Below are 16,906 nucleotides of genomic sequence, written 5' to 3' on the forward strand. Positions count from 1 at the left end.
GTAAGAAGGGGCAAAGAAAGCCCCGTTCGTCCCGGAGAGCGTGACCATGAGCCAGACGCCGACCCGCTATTGCGACCTCGTAATGAAGGGCGGCATCACAAGCGGCGTCGTCTATCCCAACGCCGTCCTCGCACTCGCGCGCGATTTCCGCTTCAAGAATATCGGCGGGACGTCGGCGGGCGCGATTGCCGCGGCCGCCACCGCCGCGGCAGCGCTCGGCGATCGCAAACATATCGCATCGGGATCGGCCGCGCCCTGCCCCGCGACCCTCGGCTTCGCCGGGCTCGAACGTGTCGCGGCGCAGCTTTCCTCGCAAGGCTTCATCTTCGGCCTGTTCCAGCCCGCTCGCGGGGCGAAGAACGCCTATCGGTTGATCGTCACCCTCGCCGGCAATGCCGGCCCGCTCCGCAAGCTGTTCGCGGCCATGATCGCCGTGGTGGCGGTCGCGCCGCTGGAGGGACTCCTCCTGCTCGGGCTGTTCCTTTCGCTCGGCTATTGGTTCGCGGGCGCGCCGGGGCTGGCTGCCGTCGCACTTCCATCCGCTATTTGCGCCTATCTGGGTGCGGCGATCGCCGCGGTGCTGCGCGTCGCGCGCGTCGCCCGGCGCAACCTCCTCGGGCTGTGCTCGGGCCGGACGGTGCGTCAGGGCGCATCACAACCCGCGCTGACCGAATGGCTCCACGATGTCCTGCAGTCGCTGTCGGGCAAGGCGGCGACGGATCCGCTCCGCTTCGACGACCTGTGGTCGGCGCCGCGCTATCCCGGCGAGCCCGCAACCGAAACCGCGATCACGCTCCAGATGATCACCACCGGCGTGTCGCATCACGAACCGCGAACGCTGCCCTTCACCGACGCGACATTCTGGTTCCTGCGCGAAGAGTTCGACCTGCTGTTTCCCCCTGTCGTCGTCGACGCAATCGTCGCCGAAGCAGGCGCGCCCGACCGGGTCGGCGACAAGGCCTATTACCGCTTGCCCTCGAAGGGACGGATGCCCGTCCTCGTGGCAATGCGGATGAGCCTGAGCTTTCCGCTGCTGATCAGCGCGGTGCCGCTCCACGAACCGGTCGGCAGGCGGACGCAGCGCGGCGACGACGAAGGCGAGACGTTCGACGGCGAAGAGGCCGGCAAGGAAACCACGCTGAGCCAGAGCACCGACAGCCTCGCGACCGGCGGCGAGGCGCCCGCCTCGTCGATCGAAGGCTTTCGCATCTGCTGGTTTTCGGACGGCGGCGTGTCGAGCAATTTCCCGCTCCACCTCTTCGACGCCCCGCTTCCGCGCTGGCCGACCTTCGCGATCAATCTCGTCTATCCGCAGGACAGCGACACCGGCCCCCCGGTCGAGAGCGGCGAACCACCGAACCCGCGCGACGCGGCCGAAGCCGCGGTATGGCTTCCGCTCCACAACAATCGCGGGTGGCGGCGCAGCTACCGCTCGATCGCGCGGCCGGTGGCGCTCGCCGAGATTTCGGGCTTTCTGTTCGGGATCATCAGCACGATGCAGAACTGGCGCGACCTCCTGCAATCGCGCGCGCCGGGACAGCGCGACCGGATCGTCCACGTCTCGCTCGACGCGACCGAAGGCGGCATGAACCTCGACATGTCGCAGGCGATCCTCGACAGCATTTCGCTGAAAGGGACCGCCGCGGGCGAGCGGCTATACAGCTTTTCCTTCGCCAACCATTATTGGGTGCGATGGCGCAATGTCGCGTCGGGACTTCAGCGCTATACGATGCGGATCGCCGTCAGCGCCGACGTCGCGCCGCCGATACCGGCCTATGAAGGCGCGTTCGCGACGGTGCGAACCGGAACACCGTCACCCGTTTCCTATAAATTCCGCTCGGCCGAGGCGCAGTCGGCGTCGCAGAATCTCTACGCCGACCTCGTCGCCCGCGGCAAGGAATGGGCCGACCTCGGCCCCGATCTCGGCGACGGCACACCCAGGCCGCTGCCGCAGATGCAGATCACGCCGATCTACTAGCTGGCGGGCCCGTCCCGATCCCGCTGCGGCGAAGCCTGATCGCCCTTCTTGATGAAGCTCATCTTGCCCTGCGGTTCGAGGATCGCCCACGCGACGTCCGACATCCGGCCGATGCCCGCGAGGCGCATTTCGGACAATATCTCATCGCGCGTCAGCCGGTCGCGGCGCAGATTTTCCTCGACCACCTTGCCGTCGCGCACGATCACCCGCGGCGCCCCCTCGAGAAGGTCCTTGGCGCGCGGGAAGAGATAGGCGGTCCAGCTGAGCACGAGCGCCCAGAAGGCGAAAGTGCAGATCGCGAGCGTCGCACCCGTCAGGCTGAAGTCATTATGCGTCACGCCCTGCTGGATCAGATCGCCGAGCACGACGAGCACGACAAATTCGAACGGAGTCATCTGGCCGAGTTCACGCTTGCCGAGCAGCCGGATCAGCAGGAACAGGATGAAGAACATCACCGTGGCGCGCAGGACGATATCCATCAGGGACGCACCTTGATGCGCAGCGGCATCGCGCCGATGCGACGGTCGCCGTCGAAGACCGCGATCTCGCCTTCGGTCCCGGCGAAGAGCGGCGGGTTGATCTGGCCGTCGATCTTGACGTGCAGGCTGTCGCCCGCATCGAGCCGCCCGTAAGCGAAATGGAACCGGCCGTCCTCGACACTTTCCTCGGCGGCGGCCGGGATCATCGTGTTCACCGTCATGTCGCGCCAGAGCGCGGGCGACACGGCGATGACCGCGTCTTCGATCGGCACCTTGGCGATCAGCGTGATGTCGGTTTCGAAAAATTCGCCGTTACGGATCGTCATCGGCGTCTTCACGGTCAGGCGAGCATCGCCGAAATCCACTGTCTTGGGCGGGCTGGGCTGCCCCCCGGTAACACCCAGCCAAGCCGCGAGCAGGATGCCGCCCAGGATCAGGATCGAAATCGGGCTGGCGTGCCGGTCCCAAAGGCGCGGACGCGATGGCCCGGATTCGATTCCTTCGAGCGGCTGCATCCGATCCTCCGGCCTGCACCCCGCCGCTGCGTGACGTCGGGGAACTGACCAATGGACGCACGGCTCGGCCGTTCGTTCCGCTTTCCGGCGGGAGGCGGGTCTCTATTTCCCCTGCGCGGCGAGCACGCGCAGGACGTTGCCGCTCCACATCTTTTCGATGTCGGCATCCGAATAGCCCGCGGCCTTCAGCCGTTCGGTGACCTTGGGCAGCGCGGTGATATCCTCGATGCCCGGCAAGCCGCCGCCGCCATCCCAGTCGGCGCCGAAACAGACATGATCGACGCCGCCGACCTCGATCGCGCGCAACACCATCTTCATATAGGCCTCGAAATCCGCGGCCCACATCCGTTCCTTCGCATCGAGCGCGCGCCACTCGCGGTTGAGGTCCGCCTGTTCGGCTGGCGTGAGCGTACCGATGCGTTCGAGTTTGCCGAACAGCGCGGCGCGCGCGGACGACATGTTCATGTCCGACAGGAATACGGTCGAAAGGCACATCGCGCCGCCCTTGGCGGCAAGCTTCCTCAATCGCGCCTCGTCGAGGTTGCGCGGGTGATTATGCGCCGAGCGCAGGCTCGAGTGCGAAAGCAGGATCGGATATTTCGACAGCGCGAGCAGCTGGTCGAAGGCCGCGTCCGACGCATGGCTCGCGTCGATGACGATGCCGAGCCGGTTCATCTCGGCGACCCACTGCTTGCCGAGCGGGCTCAGCCCCTTCCAGCGCCCCTCGCCCGTCGCGCTGTCGGCAAACTGGTTGTCTTTCGAATGCACCGGCCCCGCAAGCCGCACGCCCTTTTTGTAAAATTCGTCCAGCAGCGACAGGTCTTCGCCGATCGGATAGCTGTTCTCGATCGACTTGAAGGCGATAAGCTTGCCTGCCTTGTTCAGCGCCCGCGCGTCGCCCGCGGTCAGCGCAGAACCGATCTGCGCTGCCTGTGCGCCCAGCGTCCGGTCGATCAGGTCCGACCGCGACCGCGCATGGACAAGCGCGTCGGCGTAGCCCTTTGCGGTCAGCGGCCCCTGATCGGTATAGATGACGAAGAAGCCGCCATCGAGGTTACCGTCCTTCATCCGCGGGATGTCGAGCTGGACGAGATCGTCGGCCAGTGCGTGGCGATCGGCGAAACTCCATCCCTGCCGCTCGAAATGCGTCGGCGTGTCGAGATGCGTGTCGAGCACGAGCATCCGGCTGTGCAGCGGGCCTTCCGGCGGCTTCGCCGGCTTTTCGTCCGCTGTGCAGCCGGCCAGCGCGGTGGCGGCAAGCAGGACGGCGATGCGCCTCATTTCGCGTTCTTCACGGGCTTCAGGTCGAGATCGTGATAATCCCAACTGAAGTCGGCGATCTGGCTGACCGCCTTCATCGTCACGCCGGTGATCTTGCCGTCGGCGTCGAGCGCGAAGGTGACATAGGCGGGTTCGATCGCCGGATCGTCGAAATCGGTGACGAAGCTGTCATATTGCCAATGCTTGAGCCGCCCCGCCATCCGCGGCGTCGACGTGAAGTCGATTGTCAGCCCCTTGCCGGCCTGCCCGATCACGATGTCGCCATACCAGGGATCGCGGTAGCGCCCCGCATAGCTCGCAAGCGCGAGCGAGGGTCCCGATTTCACCGGCGACGCCTTCGATTTTTTCAGGAACGCTTCGCCGCCCGCGAGCCGCGCCTCGAACCAGTCCTGCCATTTGGTCGTCCAGCCAAAATCGGGCTGATCGAGATAATGATCGAGCAGCTCGTACGTCAGGCCGAGGATCATTCCGCTGTCCTCGCTGTTGAGCATGATCGCGAAACCGACATTCCGGTCGGGGATCATCACCACACGCGTGATCGAGCCGAAGACCCCGCCGCTGTGCTGGACGATGCGGTGCCCGCGATAATCCTGCACCTGCCAGCCAAGCGCATAGGCCTGTTGCGTCGGCTGCGCGGGCTTGAGCGCCTCGGGCAGTTCACCGATCGGCATCGGGGTAACCGGCGCCCACATTTCGGCGGCCTGCTTTTCGCTGAACAGCCTTTTGCCGTCGGGGAGCGCACCGTGCGCAAGCTGAATCTTGAGCCACGCCGCCATGTCGTCGGCGCTGAGCGCAAGCCCGCCCGCGGGCGCGCCGTTGCGTCCCAGTTCGTCGCGTTCGTCGAGCGCCTGCTGCGGACCAAGCCCGCGCAGTGCGCCCGACAGGCGCGCGTGCGGCCACGACCGGTTCGCGATGCGGAAGCGGTCCTCGCTATCGCTCGTCGCATTTTTCATGCCGCCCGCGCGCAGCACGCGGTCGCGCATGAACACTTCCCACGTCTGCCCGGTGACCTCTTCGATCAGCTGCCCGGCGACCGTGTAGAGGATATTGTCATAGGCATAGGCCGAGCGGAAACTCGTCACGGGTTTGAGGTAGGCGACACGCTCCACCGTCTGCTTGCGCGTCAGGTGCGTGCGCGGCACGAACATCAGGTCGCCTTGCCCCAGCCCCAGCCCGCTGCGATGGACGAGCAGGTCGCGGATCGTGATCTCGCGCGTGACCCATGCATCATACATGCGGAACCAAGGCATATGCTTGATCACCGGGTCGTCCCACGCAATCTTGCCTTCGTCGACGAGGATGGCGAGCGCGGTCGCGGTCATTGCCTTGCCCGTCGAACCTGTCTGGAAGATCGTCTGTTCGTCGACCGGCGCCGGATCGCCGATCTTGCGCACGCCCCAGCCGCGCGACAGCGTCGTCTTGCCGTCCTCGACGATCGCGATCGACACGCCCGCGGCGCCGATCTTCTTGCGAAGCGCCTCGACGCTTTCCCCGATATCGGCGGGCGGCTCGGCCCAAACAGGCGTCGCCACCGAAAGCATCAGCGACAGGGCAAGCAGGCGAACGGCTTTCATCAGAGAGTCTCCATTTCGGGAACGGGCGAACGGCGCAGCAGGCGCCAGACGCCCACAGTGAGCAACGGCAGCACAAAGACCGCAAGGAACAGCCATGCGAGGAAGCGGTATCCGCTGGCGATCAGGTCGACGAGCCCGATGCGTCCCGCGACGAACATGCAGCCCGCAAGGATGACCGCGCCGATCACGGCACGCGCGCCGGGCGTCAGCGCGGGACGCCCGCGGCTCTCGACAGCGCCCGAAATGCGCTCGTTGATCGCATGGACCGCGCCTGCTCCGCTTTCGAGCAATGCGGCGAAGATCATCACCTGGAACAGGACGTGGAACCCCGGCACCGTCATCTGGCGGAGCAGGAAGTCCGACGGCAGGGTCTCCGCACCGATCGCGGGGTAGAAAGCCATCATCGCAACGAAAAACAGGATTGCCGGCAGCATCGACAATGGCCCCGCGATCAGCCCCGCGACGACCGCATCGCGCTGGCTGGTCAAATGGCGCAGCACCGGCAGGATCACGACGGCACCGACGATGTTATAGCTCGCATAGGTCAGCCCGCCCGCCATCCAGTTGCCCGATGGCGGCGGCGCATTGGCAAAGCCCTGCCCGATCAGCCCGCCGAAGCTGGCGAGCGCGAGGATGAGAAAGAGGCCGTAGACGCCGTAGAGCAGGAACGAGACATATTTGAACATCTGTTCGACGACGCCCGTCCCCCACGCGGTGACCGCGACGATCGAGACGGCGAGCAGGATCACGCCCGCAAGTTCGGGCCAGCCGAAGGTTGCCGCGCCGATCGCGCCGGCCGCGGCGCCGAACACCGCAAGGATGAGGACGACGAAAATCAGATACGCGGCTTCGAACGCGACCCACGCGGGTCCCAGAAGTCCCTTGAAGAAGGCGCGATAGTCATAGGCGCCGAGCTGGCGCGCGAGCGCGAAGGTCAGCGCCGCGACGACGCTCCAGATCAGCGTCGCGAGCAACATCGCGGCGAGCCCGCCCCACGGCCCCGACGGCACGAAATATTCGGCCAGCTCGCGCCCGGTTGCATAGCCGCCGCCGATGATGACCGCCTTCAGTGCAAAACCGGGCAGCAGGAAGCGCTGGAACCAGCTCGACTTGCTGCCCGCCTCGCCCACACTCATGCGAGGATATTTTCAACGAGCGCGTCGAACGCCGCGCCGCCGCGGATCGGATCGGCGACGGGAAGGCCGAGGCGCTCGCTCTCGGCCGCCATCAGCGCCTCTGCCGCGTCGGCTTCATAGCTCGACGTATTGAAGCTCACGCCGCCGCAGCGGATCGCGGGATTGGTGCGGCTGCCGAGCTGGATCGTCAGGTCGATCACCTCCTCGACCGAAGGCAGCTCGAAACTCTCCATGCCGAGAATCACCGTGCGCGACGGATCGTGGCAGACGACGAACACGTCGGGCTGGCTGCCGTGGAGCAGCCCAAGCGAGACCGCGGCATAAGCGGGGTTGAAGATCGACCCCTGCCCTTCGATCAGGTCCCAATGATCGTCGGTCGCGTCGGGGCTGAGCATTTCGGCCGCCCCCGCTTCGAAATCCGAAACCACCGCGTCCATCGGCATGCCGCCGCCCGCGATCATGATGCCCGTCTGCCCCGTCGCGCGAAAATCGGCGTCGATGCCGCGCTCGACGAACGCGCGGTGCAGCGCGAGCGCGGTATATTTCTTGCCGAGCGCACAATCGGTCCCGACGGTGAGAAGCCGCTTGCCGCTGCGCTTGCGCCCGCTCGCGATCGGGATCGCGGGCGGCGGGGTGCGGATATCGATCAGCCGCTGCCCCGTGCGCCGCGAGGCCTCGATCAGCGCCGGGATGCTGCCGAGCCGGACATGGAGGCCGCTGACGACATCGAGTCCGGCGTCCATCGCCTCGACCAGCGCGGCGATCCAGCTCTCACCGATGATCCCGCCCTGGTTCGCGACCCCGATCACCAGCGACCGCGCCCCCGCCGCCCGCGCTTCGGCGGGCGACAGGCGCGGCAGGCCGGTGGAGACGGTGCACCCGCCGATCGCCAGCTCGCCGACGCAACGATCGGCCGCCCAGTCGGCAAGGCCAAAGGCGGTCTTGGCATAGCTTGCCTCGGTCGTATCGCCGAGGAACAGCAGGTAAGGCTGCGGCAGGGCCAGTCTGTCGGCCAGCCTGCCGAGGGGCGCGTTCATCTTTTCCAACTCCAGACGATCAGAAAGCCATGTCGAGCGCGACGCCGATGGTGCGGGGCTGCAACGGCGAGATCGCCAGGAAGCTCGGCCGGTTGAGACCGTCGGCCATCGTCGATCGCGCCATCTCGCCCTTGTTGTCCAGCAGGTTGCGGGCATAGGCGCGCAATGTCCAGTGGTCGTTGAACGTGACCGATGCGTTGAGATCGACCGACGTGTAGGGCTTGGCGCGCGCGGCGAGCGGGTCGCTCTCGACCAGCGACAGACGGCTGCTTGCATGACGGACCCCGACGCCGAAGCTGCCCTTGTTGCTGCTGCCGAGTGCGAATTCATAATCGGCGCGCAGCGCGCCGCTGAACTTCGGCACCGCCGGCAGGCGGTCACCATCGACGCCGCTGATGTCCGGCACATCCTCGCTGAGCGTCGCGTCGGTGTAGCTGCCCGTCGCGCTGATCGTCAGGCCGGGCGCCGGGCGCAGCGCGAGGCTGCCTTCGAAACCCTTGCTCGTTGCCTTGCCACCATTCGCACCGCCCGAAACGCCGCCGAACGCGCGCGTGACCTGTATGTCGGTCCAGTCCATCCAGAAAAAGGCCGCGTCGACGGTCACCATCCGGTCGGCGAAATCCGCCTTCAGCCCAACCTCATAGTTGGTCATGCGGTCGGCATCGACGCTGGGCGGCACATTGGGAACGATGACGTTCGGGCCGCCGGGGCGATAACCCGTCGCGACGCGCGCATAGAGCATCGCGTCCTCGTTGATATGAAACTGCGGGCTGACCGAGAAGGTCCAGACGCTTTCGGCCGAGGTGCCGGGATTATCTGCCTTCGGTACGATTGCGCCCTCGCTCTGCTGGCGGAAGGTCTGCTCGTTGCGCGCCCAGCGGAGACCGCCGGTGATCTCGAACTGCTCGGAAAGCTTGAAGGTCGCGTTGCCGAAGACCGCATATTCCTTGTAGGTCGCTGGCAGGCCAACGGTCGCGAGTGGATCGAGCGCCGCGATCGGATTGCCTGCCATGTCGAACGAGCGGACCAGCTGCGCATTGCTGGTCGTTTCGTCGGTGAAGAAACCACCGATCATCCATTCGAAGCGCCCGCCGCTCGGCGAGGCGAGCCGGACTTCCTGCGTCCATTTCTTGAGCCCGAGGTCGAGCGCGAAGGGTGTGATACCCGGCGCGATCGCGCCGCCGGTGAGCAACGGAAAGAGCACCCCGAACGCATAGCTCGCGTCTTGCACCTGCCGGCTCTGCGTCTTGCTGTAGGTCGTCGCGGAGGTCAGCGTCGCGGCGCCGAAGTCATAGTCGATCGTCGCGGCATAATAGTCGAGATCGATGTCGTAGGATTCGGGCACATAATTGTTGAACGAATGGCCGTTGCCGAGCCGCCGCCCGGTGAGGTCGGCGGCATAGAGGCCGTTGCCGTCGGAATCGAGCGACTGCCAGATGCCGGCGAGCTTGACGCTGAGTTCCGGGGTCGGCTGCCACAGCAGCGCTGCGCGGCCGCCGCGCTGTTCATAGTCATTCTGGTCCTTCAGCCCGGCATTGTTCACGCTGTCGACCCAGCCCGGCGTCTTGCGCCACGCGAAGCTGCCCGAAATCGCGAGCGTGTCGGTCGCGATGGGCGCATTGACATAAACCTGCCCGCCCCAGCCAAGGCTGCCCGCGTCCTTGATCGTGAAACCCTCGACGCCCGCACGCACCTTGAATTCTCGCGTATCGGGCTGGACGGTCACATATTTGACGAGACCGCCGATCGAGCTGGCGCCGTAGAGTGTCCCTTGCGGCCCCTTGAGCACCTCAATCCGTTCGAGATCATAGGGCATGAGGTCGATCGTGAAGGCCCCTGCGCGATTATAGATCGCGCTCGACCCCACGGGCGCATCGTCGAGATAGATGCCGACCGTCTGCGCCGAGTTGAGCGGCGCGACGCCGCGCAAGGTGATCGTCGTCTGCCCCGGCGTGCCGCCGTTGCTGACGTTCATGCCGGGCACATAACCCGCATAATCGACGAGCGAGGCCGAGCCCTGTTCCTGCAACTCCTCGCCGCTGACGACGGCGATCGAAATCGGCACGTCCTGCACATTCTGCGTCCGCTTCTGCGCGGTCACGACGATTTCGCCGCTCGCCTCGACGGCGCCCGCTTCCTGCGCCTGCGCCGGCATCGCTGCCATCATCGCGCCCATGCTTGCTGCAACAAACAGTCCCTGTTTCATCGTCTTACCCCCAGACTTGGGCGAGCAGGCGGCGGAAATTGCCACCGAGCACGGCCCGGATGTTTTCGTTCGAATAGTTACGGCGGATCAGTTCCTCGGTGAGGTCGAAGGTCTTGAGCGGATGATCGAACCCGTCGATGTCGATCTTGTCGCGAAAGGCGTAGCTGCCCTTGTAGCTACCCTTGAGCAGCGCATATTCGTCGGGCTTCATGTCGTCATAGCCGTGGAGGTCGGCGTCCGACCCGATACCGACATGGTCGATCCCGACGAGCTTGGCGACATGGTCGATATGGTCGGCCATATGCCCGACATTCGTCGGGTCGGTCGTGCGCACGAACATGCGCACCCCGGTAATACCCATCACCCCGCCCTTCGCAGCGAGCGCCTGGATCGCCGCGTCGGTCTTGACGCGCGGATGATCGACGAGCGTGCGGGCGTTGCTGTGCGTGATCGCGATCGGCCCTTTCGCGATGGCGATCGCATCCAATGTCGTCTTGTCGCCGCAGTGCGAGACGTCGACCAGCATCTTCTGCTTTTCCATCTCGGCGATGATCGCGGCGCCATAGTCGCTGACCCCGCCGTCGACGCGTTCGGTGCTGCCCGACCCGATCAGGTTCTGCGTATTATAGGTAAGCTGCGCACAGCGAAGGCCAAGGCGGCGGAACAGCGCGACATCCTCGATCTTCTCGAAATGCTCGGCATTCTGGATGCCCATGATGACGGCGCATTTCTTGTCCGCCTTGGCGCGGTCGAGATCCTGAACCGTATCGACGAGTGTGAAGACGTGGCTGTTGCGCCCCGCGAAGCCCTGCCACCCGGCAAGGAATTCGAGTGCCTGCGCCTTGGCGCCAGGACCGCCGAGGCCATAGGCATTGTGAAATCCGGTAATGCCGCTCGCCTTGAACTCGGCGGCTTCGGCGTCGGTCAGCCGGTGCGCGACATAATTTTCATCGAGGGTGATCTTGAGCGGTGCGAGCATGTCGATGACGAGCGACGACGCAACAAGGTCGACGGCGCGGCGCGAGTAGCTCTTCCCCGGCGCCGCGGCGAAGGCAAAGGCGCCCTTGTTGATCATCGGCGCCGACATAGCGACACCCACCACGCCCGCGAGTGCCGCGCGGCGCGTCATCTGGAACGACCCCGTCATCCCAACCTCCCTGTTTATAGTTTCATCGTCGACTATTGTCCTAATCAGAAAATTGTCAACCCATTTAGGACATAAATTTGTCACGCTCAGCGTTGGGGTGACTGGCTTCCGAATGGCGACGCAGTTTCGGTAAAGCTGTGCAGCAAAAGGCGCGGGCCCCGATGACACGAAAAACGCTCGACCCGAAGGTCGAGCGTCAGTTCGCGCGCGCTTTACGCCCGCATCAATAGACCATCCCGAAACCATAGAGATGGAAGGCAAGCGTCACCCAGACGAGCACGAGCGCGGCAAGGATCAGCAGCACCGCACCGAGTTTCATCGTCCAGCGGCGCTTGTCCTTGACGCTGAGCCACAGGTGCCAGCCCGCCGTCGCAAGCAGGCCGAAAGCGGCGAGCGGCGTCAGGATGCGCAGCAGGTGGATCAGCCAGTCGAGCGGACCGCCGATCGCGCCAATATCGGCCGAGAAGGCGGCGATCAGCCCGAACCAGCCGGCAAGCGCGCCGATCGCGAGCCACGCGAAGACCCGCGACAGGCGGTACGCACGGCGCGCCTTACCCTCGAGCGCGAAGTCGGCCTTGAAGCTGCGGCGCACCAGGGCCCGCACCGGCCACGCCAGCGCGGCGAGCAGGATGATGCCGAATGCGAAGATCAGCGCCGGGTTGAGCCAGGCGGCATTGACGCTCGCCGGAGCGGGCTCGAACACCATGAAGGGCGAGCCTCCATCGACGCTCCACCGCACGACGCGGCCGTCCTTGACCTCCGCGGCAACGCGTTCGCCGGTGCCGGTGTCGCGCCATACGAAGGGTTCGACCTCGACCCAGTCGCGTGCGCCCGCGCCCAGCCCATCGAGCGCCGGGAGCGTGATCTTGCCGTCCTCGGTCAGCGAGATCGTCGTCTGGCCGAGCAGCCCGAACAGGCTCATGAAGTTGGTGAACGACCCGCGGCTGCTGATGTAATTGCCGACCATCATCTGCGCATGTTCTTTTGCGGTCTTGGCATCGACCTGACCGGGCTTTTCGGTGCCGGGCAGGTAGCGGTCGGCGAACTTATGGAACAGCGCGCTGCGGATCGCGCCCGCGTCACCCTGTTTCCCGGCGCTGTTCATCGAGATGTAGACGCCGATATCGGCGTCGGGGAACAGCCACAAATAGCTATGAAACCATACGGTGTCGCCACCATGCGCGATCGCACGGTGACCATTGACCCATTGTTCGTAGAAGCCGAGCGCCATGCTGTTGAGCGGGCCGACGCCGGGCGCCTTGAAATCGTGCATCTGCTTCGCGGTCTCGGGCTTCAGGAGGCCGGCGCCGTCATTGAGGTGCGCGATCATGAACTTGCCCATGTCGGCGCCGCTCGCCGACAGGCTGCCCGCCGGCGCGGGGATCACCATCTCGAACGGCTTGGGCTTTTGCGTGACGTCGGGATAGCCCTTCGACATATGCGGCGCGAGATTGGCGGGAAGCGGCTGGCGGAACGACGAATGCGCCATGCCGAGCGGCTTGAAGATGTGATTGTCGATATAGTCGTCGAAATCCTCTCCGCTGACGCGCTCGACGATATAGCCCGCGAGCGCGGTGGCGTAGTTCGAGTATGCCGGTGTCGTCCCCGGCGCAAAGACGCGGTCGGGCAGCGCCAGCGGCATCTGCTTCTTCAGCGCCATCACCGACTTGGGATCGCTGCTGATCAGGTAGCGGACCGATTCCTGGAAACCGGCGGTATGCGTCATGATGTTACGCATCGTCACCGGCTTGCCCTGATAGGGCGGAATCTTGAAATCGAGATAGGCGTTGACGTCCTTGTCGAGGTCGATCTTGCCCGCTTCGACCTGCTGCATCACCGCGGTCCACGTCAGGAGCTTCGACACCGATCCCGGCCGGAAAAGCGTGGTCTCGGGCAGGACAGGCGCGCGCTTCGCGACGTCGGAAAAGCCATAGCCTTTCTGGAGCACGACCTGGTCGCCGCGAACGACGACGACGACCGCGCCCGGAATGCGCGCGCGTTCGAGCGCATAGGGCAGGTAGCCGTCGAGCCAGGCCTCGAGGTCTTTCGCATCGAGCGCGACCGGCGCTGTTGCTGTCTTGGCGACCGGCACCGCCGCCGCTTCGGTTTTCTTTGCCGCCGGCGCGGGCAAAGGCCCCTGCGCCGCCAGCGGCAACGCGGCGAATGCCGCGAGGCCGATCATCGCCTTTCGGATGAAACGCATCGCTTTCCCCTTTTCTTTTGCGAGGCCTGTCACACCTTGCAGCAAGCCGCGCGACCCCTTACCAAGGGACCAACCTCTGTTAGCCCGATAGGGACATAATGATCCTGATTGGAAAATTGTCAAACATGGATTGGAAAAACTGATGGCGGACCGCTCGACACCGCCCACGCTGGGCACGGTGATGAAGAGCATCCGGTCGCGAAACGGCTGGACGCTCAAGGAAATGAGCGCGAAATCGGGGATCCCGGTGTCGACGCTGTCGAAGGTCGAGCATGACCGGCTCACGCTCAGTTACGACAAGTTGCAGCAGCTCAGCCAGCGATTGAACATCCGCATGTCGGACCTGTTCGCCGAGGATGACGAGGATCAGACGCCGCGCGTGACCGGCCGCCGCAGCATCGGCACGGTCGACCAGGCGGTGCGCGTCACGACCGACAATTATGATTATCACTATCTGTGCACCGACCTCCGGCAAAAGCGGATGATCCCGATCATCACACGGATCCGGGCGCACAGCGCGCGCGAGTTCGGCGAGCTTGTCCGCCATCAGGGCGAGGAATTCATCTTCGTCCTCGAAGGCGAGGTCGAGATTCATACCGAATTCTACGACCCGGTCGCGCTCAAGACCGGTCAGGGCATCTATCTCGATTCGTCGATGGGCCACGCCTATGTCGTCGCCGAGGGACATGAGGAAGCGCTGGTGCTCGGCGTCTGTTCGAGCGCCGACGACGGACTGATGGATGAACTGATAAGGAATCTTCATGGTTAGCCGCCCCGCCGCCCGCGCGCTGCTTCTCGGCAGCGCCCTTCTCGTCTCGGTGTCGGCACAGGCGGCAGACGCCGCCTACGACCTCATCATTCGCGGCGGCACGATCTACGACGGGTCGGGCAAGGCGCCGGTCGTCGGCGATGTCGCGATCAAGGGCGATCGCATCGTCGCGGTTGGCAAGGTCGAGGGCAGCGCGAAGACCGAAGTCGCGGCGAAGGGCATGGCGGTCGCGCCGGGCTTCATCAACATGTTGAGCTGGGCGACCGAGTCGCTGATCGCCGATCCCCGGAGCCAGAGCGACATCCGCCAGGGCGTGACGCTGGAGGTGATGGGCGAAGGCTGGTCGATGGGGCCGATGAACGCCGCGATGAAACGGCTTGAGACCGAACGTCAGGGCGACGTCAAATATCCGATCGAATGGACCACCCTCGGCGACTATCTCGGCTGGCTCGAAAAGCGCGGGGTTTCGACCAATGTCGCAAGCTTCGTCGGCGCGGCGACGGTGCGCGTCCACGAACTGGGCGAAGGCGATGTCGACCCGACGCCCGAACAGCTCGCCCGGATGCGCGCGCTTGTCCGTCAGGCGATGAACGAGGGCGCGATGGGGGTCGGCAGCTCGATCATCTACGCGCCGGGTTCCTATGCCGAGACCGACGAGCTGGTCGCGCTGACCAGCGAGGCCGCGAAATGCGGCGGCATGTATATCAGCCACATGCGCTCCGAAGGCGACCGGATCGAGGAAGCCGTCGACGAGTTGATCGACATCTCGCGCCGTTCGGGGGCACCCGCAGAAATCTATCACTTGAAGATGGCGGGGCGCAGCAACTGGGGCAAGCTCGACACGATCGTGAAGAAGATCGAAGCGGCCCGCGCCGAGGGGCTGAAGATCACGACCGACATGTACACCTATACCGCCGGCGCCACCGGGCTCGATGCCGCGATGCCGACATGGGTGCAGGCGGGCGGGCTCGAAGAATGGATCAAGCGGTTGAAGGACCCCGCGATCCGCGCGCGCGTCGCCGCCGAGATGAAGCAGCCGGGCAGCGATTGGGAAAATCTCTATTTCGGCGCGGGCGCCGACAAGATGATCCTTTCGGGGTTCAAGAATGACGCGCTCAAGCCGCTGACCGGCAAGACGCTTGCCGAGGTTGCGGCGATGCGCGGCAAGTCGCCCGAAGAAACCGCGATGGACCTCGTCGTCGAGGACGGGTCGCGCGTCGGCACCGTCTATTTCCTGATGTCGGAAGACAATGTGCGCAGGCAGGTCCAGCTTCCATGGATGAGCTTCGGGTCGGACGCCGCGTCGCAAGCGACCGAGGGCGTCTTCCTGAAATCGGGCGCACACCCGCGCACCTATGGCAATTTCGCGCGGCTGCTCGGCCGCTATGTCCGCGACGAGAAGCTGATCCCGCTCGAACAGGCGGTGTACCGCCTCACCACCCTGCCCGCGACCAACCTCGGCATCAAGGAACGCGGCGCGCTACGGCCCGGCTATTATGCCGATGTCGTGGTGTTCGATCCGGCGACGATCGGCGACCGGTCGACCTTCGAAAAGCCGCACCAATATTCGGTCGGGATGCGCGACGTCTTCGTCAACGGCGTCGGCGTGCTGCGGAACGGCGAGCATAGCGGCGCGACGCCGGGGCGCGCGGTACGCGGTGCGGGCTGGAACCGCTGTTCCTAGGCGGCGGCGAGCAACCGCCGCTGCTCGGCAGGTGATTTGAACAGGAAATCGTGCGGCAAGCCGAGCCGGACGCTCGCCTGACAGTGCGGCGCGGCGCGGTCGACATGGCGGTCGGCAAGCCGACCGGCGATGCGTAGCGCGGTGCGGTCGAGCCGTGTCAGGTCGTAACGCGGGCCGAGGTCCAGCTTGCGGCGAATATACGGCGGAAGCAGCGACACCGAAGCGCGCGCGATCGCGCGGTGGAGGAAGCGCGGCACACCGGGAGCCGCCTTGCCCGACTGGATAATATCGAGGAATTCGAAGATGATCGGGTGCGGCTCGAAGCGCGGTTCGAGCTCGTCCATCATCGCCATGAAAGCGTCCACCGTCGGCGGCGTATGCCGCGCCCCGAACTCGCGCCCGATCGCATCGCCGTCGGCCATGAAGCGGTCCTTGTCGGCGTCGCTGAGCGGACGGACGAAGCGGTCATAGGCCATGAGGAAGCCATAGGAAGCGGTCGCCGCGACCCAATCGAGCAGCAGCGGATCGAGCGCCCGATATTTCGTGCCGTCGGGGGTTTCGCCCTTCACCTTGCCGTGCATCCGGTTGACCTGCCCGATCACGGCTTTTGCGCTACTCGCCGGTCCATAGCAGGCGAGCATCGCAACCAGCCCGGTGCGGCGCGAACGCCCGATCGGGTCGGCCTTGTAGGTCGAATCGTCCCACACCCCCGACCGGATGCGCGGCTCGGCAAATTCGAGCAGCACCGCGGCGATGCCGCCGATGCCGAGCGCGATCGGGTTCTTGTAGATGCGCCACTGTACGCTGTCGGGCGCGAGCAGCGCGGGTTCGCCGATGGGGGCGGCGAAGTCGATCGCCGTCCCCAGATATTCATCCTGCATCGGCAAACGCGCCACG

Annotated in this window: 13 protein-coding genes; 3 read left to right on the forward strand and 10 right to left on the reverse strand. The window is 65.3% G+C overall.

The genetic code is table 11. The features are described from left to right. Positions 1-46 precede the first annotated feature (46 nt). Positions 47-1,978, forward strand: coding sequence for a hypothetical protein (locus VGN62_RS11515; RefSeq protein ID WP_327453903.1), 1,932 nt, complete (start codon positions 47-49; stop codon positions 1,976-1,978). On the opposite strand, the gene VGN62_RS11520 is transcribed toward VGN62_RS11515, so the two are convergent. From VGN62_RS11520 to VGN62_RS11560, 9 genes are all read right to left on the reverse strand, one after another. Continuing rightward, entirely contained in the window at positions 1,975-2,457 is a 483-nt protein-coding gene (locus VGN62_RS11520) for a DUF421 domain-containing protein (protein ID WP_327453905.1), read from the reverse strand. The genes VGN62_RS11515 and VGN62_RS11520 overlap by 4 nt on opposite strands. Beyond that, the gene (locus VGN62_RS11525) at positions 2,457-2,972 is read right to left on the reverse strand and encodes a hypothetical protein (protein WP_327453907.1); all 516 of its coding nucleotides are present in this window, start codon (positions 2,970-2,972) and stop codon (positions 2,457-2,459) included. The genes VGN62_RS11520 and VGN62_RS11525 overlap by 1 nt, the downstream gene beginning before the upstream one ends. Positions 2,973-3,074: 102 nt before the next feature. Beyond that, the gene (locus tag VGN62_RS11530) at positions 3,075-4,253 is read right to left on the reverse strand and encodes a dipeptidase (RefSeq protein WP_327453909.1); all 1,179 of its coding nucleotides are present in this window, start codon (positions 4,251-4,253) and stop codon (positions 3,075-3,077) included. After that, complete coding sequence (locus tag VGN62_RS11535; protein WP_327453911.1) at positions 4,250-5,827, reverse strand: serine hydrolase; 1,578 nt, start codon at positions 5,825-5,827, stop codon at positions 4,250-4,252. Before VGN62_RS11535 ends, VGN62_RS11530 begins: the two co-directional genes overlap by 4 nt. Further along, positions 5,827-6,963 carry a hypothetical protein gene (locus VGN62_RS11540; protein ID WP_327453913.1) on the reverse strand — a complete coding sequence of 379 codons (1,137 nt, stop codon included), beginning with the start codon at positions 6,961-6,963 and terminating at the stop codon, positions 5,827-5,829. Before VGN62_RS11540 ends, VGN62_RS11535 begins: the two co-directional genes overlap by 1 nt. Next, complete coding sequence (locus VGN62_RS11545) at positions 6,960-8,000, reverse strand: DUF1611 domain-containing protein (protein WP_327453915.1); 1,041 nt, start codon at positions 7,998-8,000, stop codon at positions 6,960-6,962. The genes VGN62_RS11540 and VGN62_RS11545 overlap by 4 nt, the downstream gene beginning before the upstream one ends. A 19-nt stretch (positions 8,001-8,019) precedes the next feature. Continuing rightward, positions 8,020-10,206 (reverse strand): TonB-dependent receptor, encoded by a 2,187-nt coding sequence (locus VGN62_RS11550; protein WP_327453917.1) that lies wholly within the window; start codon positions 10,204-10,206, stop codon positions 8,020-8,022. A gap of 4 nt (positions 10,207-10,210) precedes the next feature. After that, entirely contained in the window at positions 10,211-11,353 is a 1,143-nt protein-coding gene (locus tag VGN62_RS11555; RefSeq protein WP_327453919.1) for a dipeptidase, read from the reverse strand. A 223-nt stretch (positions 11,354-11,576) separates the two neighbouring features. After that, positions 11,577-13,556 carry a serine hydrolase domain-containing protein gene (locus VGN62_RS11560; RefSeq protein ID WP_327453921.1) on the reverse strand — a complete coding sequence of 660 codons (1,980 nt, stop codon included), beginning with the start codon at positions 13,554-13,556 and terminating at the stop codon, positions 11,577-11,579. A 142-nt stretch (positions 13,557-13,698) separates the two neighbouring features. On the opposite strand from VGN62_RS11560, the gene VGN62_RS11565 reads away from it, so the two are divergent. Both VGN62_RS11565 and VGN62_RS11570 read left to right on the forward strand, forming a co-directional pair. Next, entirely contained in the window at positions 13,699-14,325 is a 627-nt protein-coding gene (locus VGN62_RS11565) for an XRE family transcriptional regulator (protein ID WP_327453924.1), read from the forward strand. Next, complete coding sequence (locus tag VGN62_RS11570; protein WP_327453926.1) at positions 14,318-16,009, forward strand: D-aminoacylase; 1,692 nt, start codon at positions 14,318-14,320, stop codon at positions 16,007-16,009. Before VGN62_RS11565 ends, VGN62_RS11570 begins: the two co-directional genes overlap by 8 nt. Here the strand turns inward: VGN62_RS11570 and VGN62_RS11575 are convergent. Then, on the reverse strand, positions 16,006-16,905 hold the full coding sequence (locus VGN62_RS11575; protein ID WP_327453928.1) for an oxygenase MpaB family protein: 900 nt from the start codon (positions 16,903-16,905) through the stop codon (positions 16,006-16,008). The two genes, VGN62_RS11570 and VGN62_RS11575, sit on opposite strands and share 4 nt — an antisense overlap. Position 16,906: the final 1 nt, after the last annotated feature.

It is taken from the genome of Sphingopyxis sp. (assembly GCF_035998905.1).
In the GTDB taxonomy this organism is placed as follows: Bacteria; Pseudomonadota; Alphaproteobacteria; order Sphingomonadales; family Sphingomonadaceae; genus Sphingopyxis.